We start from the raw sequence: 15,576 nt of genomic DNA on the forward strand, positions 1-15,576 counted from the left end.
GCATACGCCGGGTTTCCGACATTTTGGCAAACGTTTCGACGAACATCGCCGAGCGGGCCGAGCGGATGGAAGAGCTCGGATGAACTTGCACACTGGGGGCCACGTCTGATTTAAATAGCTATGGTAGAGCCTCAGGGACGGAGTGAGATTCGGTGCGAAAGTCGAGAACGAAGCGCGCGCAGCGGCGGGATCGCGCCGTGACGCCGCCGGATCCTGCAAAGCTCGCGAAGCGGCGCAGGTTGCGCGTTCATGTCGTGTACAGCCTCGTGTTCCTGTCGTTCACCTCGCTCATCTTGCGCCTCGGCTACGTCCAGGTGGTGAAGGGCGCTTCATTTCGCTCGTCGGAACAACTGACGCAGTACGCCCGCGTGCCCATTCTTCCGCAGCGGGGATGGATTTATGACGCCAACGGACAGGTGCTCGCGTGGGACAAACCTGTCCTGACCATCCAGTTCAACCGGTACACGCAGATGTCGGATGCGGAGATGCACCGCGTCGCGTCCATCCTCGCGCCTGTTCTTCAGACCACTCCGCAGGCGCTGTATGAGTCCATGCAGAGCAATCCAGGGGCCTTGCAGGTCACGCTCGCGCGGAACGTGACCGAAGCGCAGGTGGCATACGTGGTGGAACACCAGAGCGAGCTGCCGAACATTCAGGTGGTGCAGGATTACGAGCGCCAATATCCATATGGCGATCTCGCCGGGCAGGTGCTCGGATACGTCGGCGCCATCACCGCGCAAAATGTGAGCCAGTACAAGGGGTATTTGTACAGCCAGCAGGTCGGCGAAACGGGCATTGAGTACGAATACGAACACCTTCTGCAGGGGAAGCCTGGTTATGAACTGGTGACGGTCACGTCGAGTGGGACCGCCGTCGGTAACGTGGGCGAGATCGCGCCGCAAAACGGGGACAACATTCAACTGACGCTGGACGGGCACGAGCAGGCGGTGGCGCAGGAACTTCTGCAGAACATGATCGACTCGTCGCAGACGAACAAACAGGACATCACCGACGCTGCCGCCGTCATGCTCAACGTGAAGACGGGTGGCGTCATCGCGATGGTGAGCTACCCTTATTTGGATCCCAACTGGTACACAAGCGGCACGTACGTGGATCACGTTCACTACCTGGAGACGTCCGGGGCGCAGTTGAACAACGTAATCGACACGTACAACTACCCCGGTTCCACTGTGAAGCCAGCGAACATGATCGCGGCGCTGAAGGCGGGCGTGGTGACGCCGAAGACCGAGATTCTGGATGATGGCTACATCTACATCGGCACGCAGCGCAAAAACGAGGACGAGGGCTTCGTGTTTGGCTGGGTCAACCCCATCGAGGCCATCACCGTGTCGAGCGACGTGTTCTTCTACGAGCTCGGCCTGCACCTCGGCAAGTGGTTCGGGTCGAGCACCACGTCTGGGGGATCGTATCCGGCCTCCGATGGAAGCTATCAGAACTACTTGGACACGGACTTCGTCAAGGGCATCAACGCCATGTTCCAGGAAGAGGAGAACTTCGGACTCGGCACGCTGACGGGCATCGATCTTCCCTTTGAGGAGCACGGCGAGTTTTACATCGAGGATTACCAGAAGGGCAATATCCAGGTGCCTTACGACCTGCAGGCGAGCGAGGCGTCCATCGCGAAGACCGGCAAGTATGTGAACTATGGATCGCCAGCGAGCTTGGCGGATGCGGCCATCGGCCAGTCACAGATGTTCACGCCGATGGAGCTCGGCGTCTATGCCATGACGCTGGCGGACGAGGGGCTCAAGCTCAAGCCGCACCTTCTTGAGAACGTGTACACGTCGAATGGAACGCCGAACTCGGGTGCAAAGCCCATTCTTACGTACAAGACGCAGGTACTCGGCCGCGTGAGCGCAACGCCGTCGATGTGGGATCTGGTGAAACAGGGCATGTACGGCGTGACGTCCAATCCGGCTGGTACGGCGTACTACGCCTTCCTGGGCGCGCCCTATCAGGCCGCCGGAAAGACGGGAACGGCGCAGATTGTCATCAACGGACACCGCACCGACAACTCGGTGTTCATCTGTTACGCGCCGCTCAATCACCCGCTGGTGGCCGTCGCCGTGATGGCCCCAGGCGGAGGTTACGGAGCGAGCTTTTCGGCTATCCTGGCGCGCAAGATGATCGACGCGTATTTCGATGAGCATCACGAGCCCTGGATGCCGAAGAGCCAGTGGACCAACACAGCCATTCCGTCCAACTGGCCCCAGTCGCCCGCCTACCTGTTGCCGGAGCAGAGCCATTGATGGCGATGCGTTCCTGCGTTATCATAGGGTTACTTGTGTGGCCACAGCGAGCATCCGCTGTGGCCTTTCTCGAGTCTTGAAATCGAGGTGGCTCCATTGACCGAAGGGTTCCACCGTAGGTCCGCCGGGTGGCGGCGGTTCACGATGTACCTGCTCCTTTTGGTGGCGCTCGCGGTAGCTGCGTACCTCGGGCGCGAGTCGGAGCGGCTGCAATCGCTGCCTTCCTTCGATCGGCAGATTATCGAGTGGGGCATCGCGCTTGTCTGGTTTGTCGTGGGCGCTCTGGTCGTCAACCAGCTCCGCCGCACGGTCAACGACATGGCGGCTCGGCATCCGAGCGCGGACATCCGCGTGCTGAGCGTGGTCAACCGGGCGCTGAGCGCGGTGGGTTACGCATTTGTGCTCGTGATTGGCCTCAATCTGCTGCAGGTGAAGGTGGGCAGCATCCTCGTCGGCGGCGCGGTGACGGGCGTCATTGTCGGCGTTGGCGCGCAGTCGACGCTCGCGAATCTCATCGCGGGCCTCGTGCTCTTCGCCGTGCGGCCGTTTCAACTCGGGGAGTACGTCAGCTTCCGCACATACCTCTTCGGCGGCGTGGAGTACAGCGGGACCGTCGTGGATGTGAACTGGTATCACACGATACTCGAAGAAGGCGGCGTGCGCCGGGTGTTGCCCAATGCGTCGGTCGTGAGTTCTGCCATCACGGTGGGCGCGCGCGAAGGCAACAAGCTGTGCACGGTCCCGCTGCCGTACGCCATTTCGTTTCGAGATTTCGAGGCGAAGATGAGCGAGATGACCGGAGGGCAGGCGACACTGGCCATCCGGGAGTTTGGCAACGATACCTACACCGTACAGGTGGAGATTCCGGCCGATCTCGACCTAGAGGTGATCCGCAAGGCTATCGCGGCATTTCGAGCGCAGTGTTAAGCGTCGGCGCTGCGCTCTTGACGTCCCTATGTATACTAGAATTGAAGCGCGGAGGACGTATCAGGAAGGGGAATTCCGGTGGCGGGCTCAAGCGCCCTACCCAAGTTGATGAAAGCGGCCTACCTCGTTGGCTCGCGCCAGGTGGAGGTACGCGAGGTTCCGGTGCCCGAACCCTCGCTTGACGAGGCGTTGATTCGGGTGGAGGCGGTCGGGGTCTGCGGCTCCGACGTGCACTACTACGAACACGGCCGGATCGGGCGGTACGTGGTCGACGGCCCGCTCATTCTGGGCCACGAGGCGAGCGGCGTCGTCGTGGCCGTCGGCGCGAACGTGAAGCATTTGCGACCGGGGCAGCGCGTGGCGATCGAGCCGGGTGTGACTTGCGGGCGGTGCGAGGCCTGCAAATCGGGGCGGTACAACCTGTGCCCACACGTCCGCTTCCTCGCGACGCCGCCCGTCGACGGCGCGTTTGCGCAGTACATCGCCCATCGCGCGGACTTCGTCCATCCTATCCCGGACGACATGTCGTACGAACAGGCGGCGATGGTCGAGCCGTTCTCGGTGGCGCTACACGCCATCCGTCGATCCGGCATGCGCCCAGGGGATCGCGTCGCCATCGCGGGGATGGGGCCCGTGGGACTCTTGACCGTGGTCGCGGCGCGCAGGCTCGGCGCGGGCGATGTGGTGGTCAGCGACACGGTGGAAACGCGGCTTCAGCTCGCGCTCCAGCTTGGGGCCACGGAGGCGGTGCAGGCGAAGCAGGGTACCATCGCGGATGCGGTTCACGAGCGGTTCCCCGAAGGCGTCGATGTCGCCATCGAGACGGCCGGTCATCCAAACGCAGTGGCGTCCCTTCTGCCGGCACTGCGCCGCGGCGGGCGGCTTGTCATCGTCGGGCTGTCCCAGGCGCCGCTCCGAGAGCTCGACTTGACGCAGATCACGGACGGCGAGATCGAGATTGCGGGCGTGTTCCGATATGCCAACACGTATCCCGCAGGCATTCAACTCATGCGCGAAGTCGACGTGTGGCACCTCATCACCGACACCTTCCCGCTGGCGGAGGCCGGGGATGCGCTCGAGCGAGCGAGGACGCACAAGAGCGAGAGCATCAAGGTCGTCGTCTACCCACAGGCGTGAAAAAGGGCGATCGCGGCGTTCGTCGCGATCGCCCGCTGTGCCATCGGCGCCTACAGCACGTGGCTGCCTGCGAGACCGAGCAGGTACGAGACCACGCCGACGATGACGCCCGCGATGGTCATCTCGATGCCGCTCGACCACCAGGAGCGAACAGTGACGAGGCTCTTCAGCGCACCGACGACGAAGTGCGCGGCGAGGCTGACCGCCGCCGCGGTGAGGATGGCTGCAAGTCCGTGCATGAAGAAGAACGGGATGAGCGGGACCACACCGCCGATGAAGGTCGACAGGCCGCCGTAGAAGGCCGCACCCCAGGCGTTCCCGCGGCTCGCCTCGTGGATGCCGTGCTTTTCTTGCGCCATGGTCTGCAGGAACAGCTCGTCGTCCTTTGCGATGCGCTCCGCGATTTCCTTCGCCTCGTGCGGCTCGAACCCGCGGGTCTCGTAGATGAGCGAGAGAATCTGGACCTCGCGATCCCGATTCTGTTCGATATCCCGCTTCGCCTCGTGAAACGCTTTGTCCAAGAGCTCGTTTTCCGATCTCGTCGCGAGCCATGCGCCCGCCGCCATGGACAGCGTGCTCGCCAAGGCGCCGAAAAAGCCTGAGACGAGGATGGTGTGATTGTTGCCAGTGTAACCAGCGACGCCGGTGATGATGCCGAAGATGGCGCCGAGGCCGTCGTTCACGCCGTAGATGGCATCGCCAATCCAGCCCGGCGTCTTTCGCTGCTCTCGGCCCATGAGTTCGTCGAGTTTGGCGGATGGTGAAAGAGTGCTCATAGGTATCGTCCTCAGTTCTGCAAGGATTTGACCGCCCGTGGGCGAGTCACATTGCTTCACAACCTCATGATAATCGCGGTTGGTAAAATAAGTCAACTCTAAATGTGCGAGTTAGCATCGCCTTATTGCATCCATTAGGACAAGGAATGTCCGAGGAGGAAATGCCATGACGGATCGAGTGCCATCGTTGCGCCAAGCGTATGCGCCGCATTTTCGCGTGGGCGCCGCGGTCAACGCCGCGACGGTTCACACGCACGCCCATCTCCTTGAGGGTCACTTCAGCAGTATCACGCCGGAGAACGAGATGAAGTGGGAGCGCATTCACCCGGCCGAAGACACGTATTCCTTTTCGGCCGCCGACCAAATCGTTTTATTCGCCCGCGATCACGGCATGTTCGTGCGCGGCCACACACTCGTTTGGCACAATCAGACGCCCGGGTGGGTGTTCCGGGACGCGCTCGGCCAATCCGCGCCCGCGAAGCTCGTCGAAGGGAGGCTCGAGGCGCACATCGCTGAGGTCGTCGGGCACTACCGTGGCGATGTCGGGTGCTGGGACGTGGTGAACGAGGCCGTGATCGACCAGGGGGACGGCTGGCTTCGCCCAAGCCCATGGCGGCAGGCGCTCGGCGACGATTACATCGAGAAAGCGTTTCGCGTGGCGCACCAAGCGGATCCCGACGCGCTGCTCTTTTACAACGACTACAATGAGACGAAGCCTTTTAAGCGAGACCGCATCCTCCGGCTGCTAGAGCACCTGCTGGACCGCGGCGTGCCCATTCATGGCGTGGGGCTGCAGATGCACGTCTCGCTGGACGATCCGCCCATTGAGGAGATGGAGGAGGCCATCGAGCGGTATCAGGCGCTCGGCCTCCGGCTGCACGTCACGGAGCTCGATGTCAGCGTGTACCCGTGGGTGCACGAGCCGGATCGACCGCAGGCGCCTGCGCGGCCATACGACGATGAGCTGGCCGAGCGGCTCGCGGTGCGCTACGAGGCGCTGTTTGCGCTCTTCCTCAAGCATCGGGACGCCATCGACAACGTGACTCTCTGGGGCGTGGCGGACGACTCGACGTGGCGAGACGACTTCCCCGTCAAGGGAAGGAAGGACTGGCCGCTTCTCTTCGATATCCATCACCGTCCGAAGGAGGCGCTCTGGCGGGTGATGCGCCTCGCTCGAACCTGAGCTTTCCGGGGGCGCGCATGCGTGGTAGAATGTGCCCAACAAGGCGAAGGCGAGGGATCTCGATGTCCCTGCGGCAATGGTTGGGCGCTATGCCGTGGGCGGGCTTGGCGGGGCTCTTGGTGGCAGCGTCACCGGCTGTCATGTACGCGTCTAGTCCGCCCGGGCCCGAGCTCCAGCAGGCTATTCAAGCGTGGCGGCAGGCGCCGTATCGCCAGACGCAGTCCTCCGCCGAGGTGAGCCTGTCGGTGGCCTGGCAAGCCGCGTATGCGCGGTCGCCAGCCTGGACCCAGCTCGCCCAGAAGCTTGCGCGCGACGGCCAGTTGGCGCTCTTTCGGGCGGAGGACGACGTGTGGCAGGTAAACGGGAAACAGGCCGAGTCGTACACGTGCGCCGGCTCCACCGGGAATGCGAGCGTGTTCTGGTTCGGAGGCGCGGCGTACGAAAAGGAGCAGGGCGGCTGGGTGAGCACCCCATCATCGCCCGCACTGTGGAATCCGGTCTTGGGCGCGTGGACGTCGCCGCGCTTGGCGTCGCAAGGCGGGAGCGAAGACGAGGTCGTGGCGGTCATGAGCGCGGCATCCGCACAAGCGACCTTCGGTCCGTGGGTCGCGGGCGTCGTCGGCTCCGCGCTCTTCGGCGGCCGGGGGATGTCAAAATCGGACCTTCAGGCGCTGCTCGCGCACACCACGGTATATGGCCACTTTGCCATCTCTCGCGCTTCCGCGGTGCCGCAGCTTCAGTCTGCGACCGTCGCGGCGGTCATCGGTGTGCCGGCGTCTGTTGTCGCGCACGCGCTGGGGGACAAAGCCGCGAGCGCCGTGCGAAGCATGACCTGGCGGATGGACTGGACCATGAAGACGAGCTACCTGCACCTTTCACAGCCGCTGCCGCAAGGGCTGCATCCGGCCGGGTGGCCTTCGCCAGGGCCAGGAAATTCGACCGAGAGCGGTACAAGCGGGGGCAACGCGACGCAGTCCAGCAACGAAACCGCTGGCGGATCGCTGCAAAACGGAACGTGATGTCATCCGGGGAAAGGGCGAGAGCGATGCAATTCGTGCGCGTGGAACGCGGCGTCGAGCTTCGGAACGACGATGGGGAACGGATTGGCTATATCAGCTGTACGGACCGAGGAGATGGCGTGTGGACCATTGACCACACGGTTGTCGATCCGGCCTATCAGGGGCAGGGGCTTGCCGCCAAGCTCGTCGATGAGTTGGTGGCGATGGCCCGAGAGCGGGGCGTGAAGCTGTTTCCCGTGTGTTCGTACGCCGTGCTGCGCTTTCGACGGAGGCCGGACTACGCCGACGTCCAGGCCTGATGGCGCACCGGGCGTCCAGGGAGCCAACCCCCTCCCGGCAGGAGGGAGGGGGAGCCTCCGCAGTCAACGCACCACCGCGTCCAGCGCGGGAAGCGCGTGCACGCCGTCGCCGATGTCGGTGACGTAGAACGAGGGACTGCGGCCCGTCGCCCGTTGGTACGCGGCTTGGACGTGGTTTGTGAACGCCTCCACCGCATCGTCGCGAACCAGGCTCACCGTGCAGCCGCCGAAGCCCGCGCCCGTCATGCGCGATCCGATGCAGCCCTCCGCGCTCCACGCCGCTTCGACGAGGGCGTCCAGCGCTTCGCCGGTCACTTCGTAGTCGTCGCGGAGCGATCGGTGCGACGCGTTCATGAGTTCCCCGAACGCCTCGATGTTCCCATCCGCCAAGAGCCGCGCGGCCTCCCGCGCCCGGTGGCTCTCCATGATGACGTGCCGCGCCCGGCGCACGACGACCTCCGCTTCGAATCCCGGCGCGCCCTCCGTACGCAAGAGCGCCTCCACCTCAGACCACTGGCTCGGCTCGATTTCCGCGAGCGCCTGAACGTCCGGAAATCGGCGTTTTACCACGGCGAGCGCCGCCTCGCATTCCGCCCGCCGCTCGTTGTATTTCGATCCCGCGAGCTTCCGCGGTGCGTTGCTGTTGGCGATGACCAGGCGATACCCCTCCGAATGCACGGGAACCAGCTCGTACGCGAGGGTGAGGCAGTTCAGCGACAGCGCCATGTCCTTCTTGCCCATGGCGACGGAAAACTGGTCCATCACGCCGCAGTTGACGCCGACAAATTCGTTTTCCGCCTGTTGCGCGATCACGGCGAGGGATTCGCAGTCCAGCCCAGCGCCCGTCAGATCGTTGATGGCGAACGCGGTCACCACCTCGACGGATGCACTCGAGGACAGGCCAGCGCCAATCGGGAGATTGCCGAAAAAGAACAGGTCCATCCCTGGTGCCTCGACGCCTCGGCGGCCGAGCACATCGATCACGCCGAGCGGGTAGTTGGCGAAGTCCTGCTCCGGGCGGAACTGCACGTCGTCCGCGTCCACCTCGACGACGTGATGGGAAAAGGTCGTCGCGAACCGCAAGCGGCGGTCGGCGCGAGGGCGTACCACGAGCCACGTGCCCATCGTGAGCGCGGCAGGCAGCACGTAGCCTCCGTTGTAGTCGGTGTGCTCTCCAATGAGATTGACTCGCCCCGGCGCGAAGTACGCCCGCAGTTCGCCCGTGTCGCCGGGCGAAAAGGCGAGGATGTGGTCCAACAGGTTAGGCCAGGGGATCGACATGTCGGTTCGCTTCCTTTCGCTTCTGAATGGCTTCCCGCAATTGGGGCGCGGTCGCCTCGACAGCCATGGGGTTACACGGCGCCCAGGCCCCCGTCTCCGACGACGCGAGGTACTTCAGGCGCGTGGCGGTCTGGAGCGGCGGGTAAAACTCAATGTGAAAGTGAAAGTCCACGGGCTCCGCCTGATTCACGGGGCTCTGGTGGAGCACCATCATATACGGAAACTCGCGGTCAAACAGCGCATCCATGCCGCTCGTGACGCGCTTCAGGATGCGGGCGAGATCCGTCCGCTCGTCGTCCGTGAACTCCAGCAGGCTGCCGACGTGCCGCTTGGAAGCGATGAACGCGCCATACGGGTAGTCCGTGAAGAACGGGATATACGCGTAAAAGTGCTTGGTTTCCTCCAGCATCCGCTTTCCAAACGCGACCTCTTCGCGGTTGATGTCGCACATCAGGCAGCGGCCTGTCTCCTCCCGGTGTGCCGCAAACGACTCCATCTCGACCCTGAGCTTCTGCGGCACGTACGGGTAGGCGTAGATCTGACCGTGCGGGTGAGGCATGGTCACGCCGACCTCTGGGCCGCGATTTTCGAAGATGAGTACATATTGGTGACGTGGATTCGAGGCCAGATCCCGAAAGCGTTCGGTCCACAAATCTACCAGTTTGCGAATGTGCGCCAGCGGCAGTTCGGGCAGCGTCGTGGTGTGCTCCTTTGAGTATAAAATGACTTCGCATTTTCCGTAAGCGGGTTCAACGCGATAAAGCTCGGTCGCCACGTCGTCCGGCTGCGGCGGGTTGGGAGAGAGCGCAGGAAAGTCGTTGTCATACGCCAGGACGTCGTAGTCGTCCGGCACCTTGCCCGAGCCAGGACAAAATGGGCAGTTATCTTTCGGCAGATTCGGGCGCTTGTGGCGATTGGACGCGACCATCGTCCAGTCGCGCAACAGAGGATTGTATCGGAGCTCGGTCATTGGGCATCACCTCGTCTGGATGGTTCGATGTTCGGTGCACTGGCAATCATGAGATCCACGTCGCATTCCGCCAGGGCGGCTGCCTCCGCGTCGCCCGGCCGCCGGTCCGTGATGAGCGCATCAATTTCGCTGAGTTTCGCGAAACTCATGAGTGATTCCACACCCCACTTGGTGTGGTCGGCGAGCACCACCACGCGTGCGGCGCGTTCCATCATCGCCCGGTTGATGGAGGCTTCGAGCACGTTGGGCGTCGACACGCCGTGATCGACGTGCAGGCCGCTCGCGCCGACAAACAGAATGTCGGCGCGGAACTGGCGGATCATCTGCTCGGCCACGGGGCCCACGAGGGCATCGCTCGGCGTGCGAAATTGGCCACCTGTGAGGAAGATGTCGCTGTAGCCGTTCTTGCTCAACTCCGACGCGACGTTGACCGAATTGGTGAGAAACGTCAGGTTCTGAAAACCCGCGATGTGTTGCGCCAGGACCCACGTGGTGGTGCCCGCGGCGATGGCGATGGTCATGCCCGATTCAATCTGCCGAAGCGCTGCCTTGGCGATGGCCATCTTCTCTGGAATCTGGAGAATGCGCTTGTCGGTGTAGGGCAGCTCGCGGGCCGCGCGGGTCACCTGGCCGCCGCCAAACGCGGTCTCGACGAGGCCCTGCGCCTCGAGCGCTTTCATGTCGCGGCGGACCGTGATCTCGGACACGCCGAGCTTCTCCGCCAACTGGCGGTATGACGCGAAGCCGTGCTGCGCGAGCAGTTCCAGAAGCACGCGCTGCCGCTCCTTCGGATACACCGTTCTCACCTCGCGCCCTTTGATCAAACTTTATCATAACATAGTCTCTTTGCTTTCATCATATGATATTTCGTGACGATCCGGCGTATCTTTCCACGGTTGTGGTACATACGGCTGCGGTTCCTGTGCATCCTAAGGCCGACGACACCACACACCTTAGGAGGTCGAATCATGCAGCAGCAGCCAAACATGCAGCCCCACATGCAGGGCAACATGATGCCAAACGCGCAGGCGGGATCGCAGGGGCAGGGCCAGAACGCGCCCAACGCGCCCTTCGGCGCGCACGAGATCATCGGGATGAACGAGGTTTTGCAGGCCACGTCCGCGAACGCCGAGGTCCTGAACTTCCTCGCGCATCACGCGCAGGATCCGCAGGTGCGCCAGCTTCTCGAGCGCCAGGCCCAGGCCATGGAGCAACACTATGTGGAGGGCGTGCGCGTCCTGCAGACCAACAGCCCAATGGGCGGACAGGGCTACCAGACTTCGATGCACACGCAACCGAAGCTCGGGCTTCGTCATCCCACCTATCCCGCGCCCAATCTGCAGGCGCAGGCGCCGTCCGATCGCGCTATCTGCGCCGTCGCCCTCAACCTGCATAAGTTCGGCGCGATGATGTGCACCATGTTCGCGCTGGAGTGCGCCAGCCCGCAGTTCCGCACGTTCCTCATGACGAGCGCCAGCCTGTGCGATCGCATGGCGTACGATCTGTTCGCCTACATGAATCAAAAGGGAGACTACCAGGTCGCGACGCTGCAGAAGAACACGACGCAGACGATGATCGACTCGTACCAGATGCCAGGCCAAATGGCGCAGCCCGGCATGCCGCAGGCGCCGAACGTTCAGTGAGTATGGCGGCCCGCGCGGGGCCGCCTGCTTTCAATCATGATTCGAGAAATCGCGCGTATGCTGGTCTTCGGAGACCTTTACCTTCCAGATCTCTCGTGCAAGGAGTCGATCGAGATGCTGACAACCGTGGATCAGATGGTGGCGTACTGCTTCGGCAGGCAGGACATTCTCGACCGCGCAGACAACCACTTTGAGCAGTCCATCGACGAATTGCTGAGCGAAGGGGAGGTCATCTGGGCGCGGGACCCCGTCGTCGGCGTCATCGCGCGCGATGGGCGCTGGTACGTGTGGTTTCGCCACGTGCGAGACGATGGCCGGATCGAGGGGAAGCTCTTCGCTTGCGAGGAAGAGATGCAGGTCGTGTCCCTCGTGATGGACGAAGTCCCTTGGCTTGAGCCCGACTGTCGGATGAAATTGCTTCGGGCGCTGCGCGCGGCGCATCAAACCGCCTGACGCCGCGCAGGAAAGCTTGCCGCGAGGCCCTGGCTTCAGGGCTTTTTTCATCGCCAAAAAATCGCAGGCCCGACCGCTTTATCTGTCGAGGAGAATCCGATAGGATCGAAACATGTAGAAACCGAGGCAACGCTTCGGGCCATTGCGAGGGGACGTTTGTGAAGACGCTCAAAGGCATGGACGCACTCGAGGTCGCCGCTCGTTACGGTATCACACTCTATGATACATATTATGGCAATGAAGTGACTGTGCAGGAGGCTCGCGAGTTCATCGAGGCCAAGCGGGATCCGGACAGCTTCATTCTCAAGGATTGGCCGGATACCGAGGAAGAGGCGGAGGACGTGCTCCTCATGCACATCTATCAGGCGCTCCGAGATAAGAAGCAGGCGCACGGACGCGTGGACCTCGTCATCGAGGACACCGAGGGCCCCGTCGTCAACGTGGCCGCTGCGGAATTGGCAGCGCTGCGCCTCGGCAGCCGCCGCATGCTGGAGGTGGACGATCGCGACGACGGCGTCTACTACCACGTTCCGCGAACGGCGCACTTGACGGATGAATTTCTCGAAAAGCTTGGGCAGTTTGTCTGCGAGGAGTGCCGCCATTTCGATCTCGCCGGCCCCTACCACGAGGCGTGCCTGTACGCGCTCGTCGGCGCCATTCGGCGCGGCGAATTTGCGCTCGAAGACGTGGTGGAGGAGCGGCCTGCCGAGGCAAGTGCGCTCGGCAAACTGTTTGGTTCCAACTTCGGCACGTGGTCCCGACGCGTCTCGGAGACCAAGTCGCGCCTGCAACAGGCGTGGAAAAAGCGGCGCCGCGCCGTGCTTTCCCGCATCGAGGACAAACGCGACGAGCAGCCCGGTGACGAGAAGCAGGAATCTGCCGCGCAGGATTGGACCACCGCCACGTTGCACCGAACGCTCGCCGGGCTCAAGCGCACGCGCATGGCGGCCAAGGTGACGGAGGCGAGCGATGAGGCGGTCGGCCGATCCGCGACACCGGCCTCCGAAGGCGCGGGCGAAATTGTCGATGCGCTCAGCGAGTCGGCGCACGGCGGCGCGCGGCGCGAGCGGATCACGAAGCGGGCGCTGATCCGCTACCTGGAGCAGGTCGAGATCGTCGACGAGTCCGGGGAGGAGGCGCGCGAACTCGCCGATCTCCGCCAGCGCTGCATCGAACTCGAGGCGCTGCTCGATTCCGCCAACACGCGCTACGATCGCGCCCGCGCCGAAATCGACCGCTGGAAGCGCCAGTGCGAGGCGCTGAAGAAGGACATGGACACGGTGCTGCAGGCGCTTCAGATTGCCCGCAGGCACGCGGGCGACGAGGCGGCGCCCACGGGCCAGGAAGAGGCGTGACGGCGCGGCTCGTCAGTTACGGAGCCGGCGTGTGCGGCGCCTGCTCGCTTTGCGGCAAAAGGCTTGGGTGGCGCATGAGTGCGTACGCGCCCGCGGTGACGCTGGCGAGCAGCGCGCCGGTCACCCAGAAAACGCCGTGGATGCTCGTCGCGTCCGCGATGGCGCCGCCCACCAGCGGCCCGACCGTGTTGCCAATCTGGTTGGCCGTCTGATTCAGTCCGAAGGCGCGGCCGCGGAACGTGGATTCGGTCGAGCGCACGATGAGCCCGTTGATGGCCGGGTAGACCGCGCAGAAGAACGCGCCGTACACGAAGCGGACCGCCGCGAAGGCAATCACGTTGTGAAACGGGATCTGCATGAAGGTCCACACGGCGCCGCCCGCGAGCCCAATGGTGAGAACTTTCGCGAAGCCGATGCGGTCCGCGTATTTACCCCAGAGCGGTGCGAACACCACGCTCGCGATCCCGGCGAGCGAAAACACGAGCCCCGCGAGAAACGAGGCGTTCTTCGCGCTGGCGGACGGATCGATCTCGGCGATATACAGGGTCAAGACCGGCTCAATGGTCATGATGGAGAACGAGACGACCATATTGAGCGATAAGGCCGTGACAAGGGGCTTGTTGTGAAGCGCTCCGCCAATGGCGCCAAGCACCGAGGGCCGGGACGTGGCGCGTTTCTTGTTCATCTCTCGCACGAAGATGAGGGCGAGCAGGGTGGAGATGAGCACGAGCACGGAAGCGCTGCCAAACGCCACGCGGTTCCCGAACAGGCGCGCGATGGTGCCGCCGAGCAGCGGCCCGACAATGCCGCCCGCCGAACTCGCGGCGGAGATGGTCGACAGCGCGTAACCCACCTTGTCCTCGGGTGTGTTGCTCCCCACGAGCGCCACGGAGCCCGGGATGTACCCCGACAGGAGCCCCTGCAGTGTGCGCAGGACGAGAAGTTCCCACGGATGTTGCACAAAGGCCGTGAGGCCGTAGATCACGAACAACACAAAGCCCGCCCGGACGATCATCGGCTTCTGTCCGTACCGATCCCCGAGCGAGCCCCAGTAGGGCGCCGCGATGGCGCCGGCGACGAACGCCGCGCTGTAGAGTGCGCCGGACCAGATGTCTGTGTGTTGGTGCACCCCGATCTTGAGCAGAAACAGCGGGAGGAACGGGATGACCATGGAGTAGCTCGCGGACGTGAGCAGCGTCCCAATCCACAGGACCACGAGGTTTCGTTGCCAAAATTCCATCTGCCATCACCAACGTTTTTCTTTTTATCTTACCGCTATCTCAATGGCGCGGGGCAACGAATTTCGGCTTCTCGAAATATGGTTCCCAATTCAAGCGCGAATCGGTATCATGAAGCTAACATGATTAGGAATTTTGCTGAAAACGTTGGATGGAAATCGCGCTTGCGAGGGAGGACGCCCGATGCCGCAGATTCGCCAAGTCATCAGCACGCTTAGCAACGACGGCAAGGAGATCATGGGTCCGGACGTGTTGGTCTACCACTACCCGGACAACAGCATTCTCAATGGCTCTCTCCTCACGGTGGAGTCGAATCATTTCGCGGTGTTGAAGTCCCGTGGCGCCATTTTGAACGTGTACGAGACAGGGCAGTACGTCATTCAGACGCCGGATCGCCCCATCATCGGCGCGTTCCAGCAGGCGTTCTTCGGGGGCCAGAGCCCGTGGCAGTACGAGGTGATATACATTAACCGGGCGAAGCTCATCCTCGAGGTGTCGGGCGTGGCCTATTCAAAGGAGATGGCCGAGATGGGCTACCACGTGAGCTGTTACGTCCACGTGGACACCAAGGAGGACGCCCTGAAGCTTGTGCAGCACATGCCGATGTCAGGCCATTACGTGAGCATGAAGGAGGTCAACTGGTACGCGGGGCCGGTCATCGAGCAGTCCATCAACAAGATCGTGCAGCTGACCGAATTGGAGCGCGTCAATGAACGCATGCCTGAAATTTTGGAACTCGTGAAGGAACACCTTCAGGAGTTCCTGTCGGTGTACGGGCTCACCCTGAACGACGTGAAGGCGCTCGTGTATCCGCGCGATGAGCGCATGAAGGAGCTGATTGCGCTGCGCGCGTTCGGGCTGTCGGAGATCGACGCGGTTCGGTATTACACGGCGATGATCATGGCGCAAAAGGGCGTCATTTCCGCGCCGAACATGGCCATTGGCGAGCCGTTCTTCATCGGAAATCCGCAGGTCGCGGCCGACCGCATCATGCAGGTGGAGAGCAAGCACTGAGGAGGCGTTGC

The 15,576-nt window shown here is 62.9% G+C and carries 15 protein-coding genes; 10 read left to right on the top strand and 5 right to left on the bottom strand.

Translation table 11 applies throughout. The annotated features are described in order from the left end of the window. Nucleotides 1-152: 152 nt before the first annotated feature. From AMA01_RS03610 to AMA01_RS03620, 3 genes are all read left to right on the top strand, one after another. Entirely contained in the window at nucleotides 153-2,270 is a 2,118-nt protein-coding gene (locus tag AMA01_RS03610; protein WP_067847434.1) for a peptidoglycan D,D-transpeptidase FtsI family protein, read from the top strand. 96 nt (nucleotides 2,271-2,366) lie between these two features. Beyond that, nucleotides 2,367-3,197, top strand: a complete 831-nt coding sequence (locus tag AMA01_RS03615) for a mechanosensitive ion channel family protein (protein ID WP_230088339.1) — start codon at nucleotides 2,367-2,369, stop codon at nucleotides 3,195-3,197. A 78-nt stretch (nucleotides 3,198-3,275) separates the two neighbouring features. Continuing rightward, entirely contained in the window at nucleotides 3,276-4,334 is a 1,059-nt protein-coding gene (locus AMA01_RS03620; RefSeq protein WP_307188448.1) for an NAD(P)-dependent alcohol dehydrogenase, read from the top strand. A 50-nt stretch (nucleotides 4,335-4,384) separates the two neighbouring features. On the opposite strand, the gene AMA01_RS03625 is transcribed toward AMA01_RS03620, so the two are convergent. Next, the gene (locus AMA01_RS03625; protein ID WP_067847437.1) at nucleotides 4,385-5,110 is read right to left on the bottom strand and encodes a VIT1/CCC1 transporter family protein; all 726 of its coding nucleotides are present in this window, start codon (nucleotides 5,108-5,110) and stop codon (nucleotides 4,385-4,387) included. Between the two features lie 166 nt (nucleotides 5,111-5,276). On the opposite strand from AMA01_RS03625, the gene AMA01_RS03630 reads away from it, so the two are divergent. The 3 genes from AMA01_RS03630 (at nucleotide 5,277) to AMA01_RS03640 (ending at nucleotide 7,611) form a co-directional block, all read left to right on the top strand. Then, nucleotides 5,277-6,293, top strand: coding sequence for an endo-1,4-beta-xylanase (locus AMA01_RS03630; protein ID WP_067847440.1), 1,017 nt, complete (start codon nucleotides 5,277-5,279; stop codon nucleotides 6,291-6,293). Nucleotides 6,294-6,355: 62 nt separating this feature from the next. Then, the gene (locus AMA01_RS03635; RefSeq protein ID WP_067847443.1) at nucleotides 6,356-7,312 is read left to right on the top strand and encodes a hypothetical protein; all 957 of its coding nucleotides are present in this window, start codon (nucleotides 6,356-6,358) and stop codon (nucleotides 7,310-7,312) included. A 26-nt stretch (nucleotides 7,313-7,338) separates the two neighbouring features. Then, nucleotides 7,339-7,611 (top strand): GNAT family N-acetyltransferase, encoded by a 273-nt coding sequence (locus AMA01_RS03640; protein WP_067847446.1) that lies wholly within the window; start codon nucleotides 7,339-7,341, stop codon nucleotides 7,609-7,611. 63 nt (nucleotides 7,612-7,674) lie between these two features. Here AMA01_RS03640 and AMA01_RS03645 read toward each other — a convergent pair whose 3' ends face one another. Genes AMA01_RS03645 through AMA01_RS03655 form a run of 3 tightly spaced genes read right to left on the bottom strand, consistent with a single transcriptional unit; the run spans nucleotide 7,675 to nucleotide 10,659 of the window. Beyond that, complete coding sequence (locus tag AMA01_RS03645) at nucleotides 7,675-8,892, bottom strand: galactokinase (protein WP_067847447.1); 1,218 nt, start codon at nucleotides 8,890-8,892, stop codon at nucleotides 7,675-7,677. Continuing rightward, nucleotides 8,873-9,862, bottom strand: a complete 990-nt coding sequence (gene galT, locus AMA01_RS03650) for a galactose-1-phosphate uridylyltransferase (protein ID WP_067847450.1) — start codon at nucleotides 9,860-9,862, stop codon at nucleotides 8,873-8,875. The genes AMA01_RS03645 and galT overlap by 20 nt, the downstream gene beginning before the upstream one ends. Beyond that, nucleotides 9,859-10,659, bottom strand: a complete 801-nt coding sequence (locus tag AMA01_RS03655) for a DeoR/GlpR family DNA-binding transcription regulator (RefSeq protein ID WP_067847453.1) — start codon at nucleotides 10,657-10,659, stop codon at nucleotides 9,859-9,861. The genes galT and AMA01_RS03655 overlap by 4 nt, the downstream gene beginning before the upstream one ends. Before the next feature lie 171 nt (nucleotides 10,660-10,830). Between AMA01_RS03655 and AMA01_RS03660 the strand changes: the two genes are divergently transcribed. The 3 genes from AMA01_RS03660 (at nucleotide 10,831) to AMA01_RS03670 (ending at nucleotide 13,313) form a co-directional block, all read left to right on the top strand. Then, nucleotides 10,831-11,505 carry a spore coat protein gene (locus tag AMA01_RS03660; RefSeq protein WP_067847456.1) on the top strand — a complete coding sequence of 225 codons (675 nt, stop codon included), beginning with the start codon at nucleotides 10,831-10,833 and terminating at the stop codon, nucleotides 11,503-11,505. 114 nt (nucleotides 11,506-11,619) lie between these two features. Next, nucleotides 11,620-11,958 (top strand): hypothetical protein, encoded by a 339-nt coding sequence (locus tag AMA01_RS03665; RefSeq protein ID WP_067847536.1) that lies wholly within the window; start codon nucleotides 11,620-11,622, stop codon nucleotides 11,956-11,958. A 158-nt stretch (nucleotides 11,959-12,116) separates the two neighbouring features. Then, entirely contained in the window at nucleotides 12,117-13,313 is a 1,197-nt protein-coding gene (locus AMA01_RS03670; RefSeq protein WP_067847458.1) for a hypothetical protein, read from the top strand. A gap of 16 nt (nucleotides 13,314-13,329) precedes the next feature. Here AMA01_RS03670 and AMA01_RS03675 read toward each other — a convergent pair whose 3' ends face one another. Further along, a complete protein-coding gene (locus tag AMA01_RS03675) occupies nucleotides 13,330-14,553 on the bottom strand; it encodes an MFS transporter (RefSeq protein WP_067847461.1) in 1,224 nt (407 codons plus the stop codon). A 181-nt stretch (nucleotides 14,554-14,734) separates the two neighbouring features. On the opposite strand from AMA01_RS03675, the gene AMA01_RS03680 reads away from it, so the two are divergent. After that, nucleotides 14,735-15,565 (top strand): SPFH domain-containing protein, encoded by an 831-nt coding sequence (locus AMA01_RS03680; RefSeq protein WP_067847464.1) that lies wholly within the window; start codon nucleotides 14,735-14,737, stop codon nucleotides 15,563-15,565. Nucleotides 15,566-15,576 lie beyond the last annotated feature (11 nt).

Source organism: Alicyclobacillus mali NBRC 102425 (assembly GCF_001570745.1).
Taxonomy (GTDB): domain Bacteria; phylum Bacillota; class Bacilli; order Alicyclobacillales; family Alicyclobacillaceae; genus Alicyclobacillus; species Alicyclobacillus mali.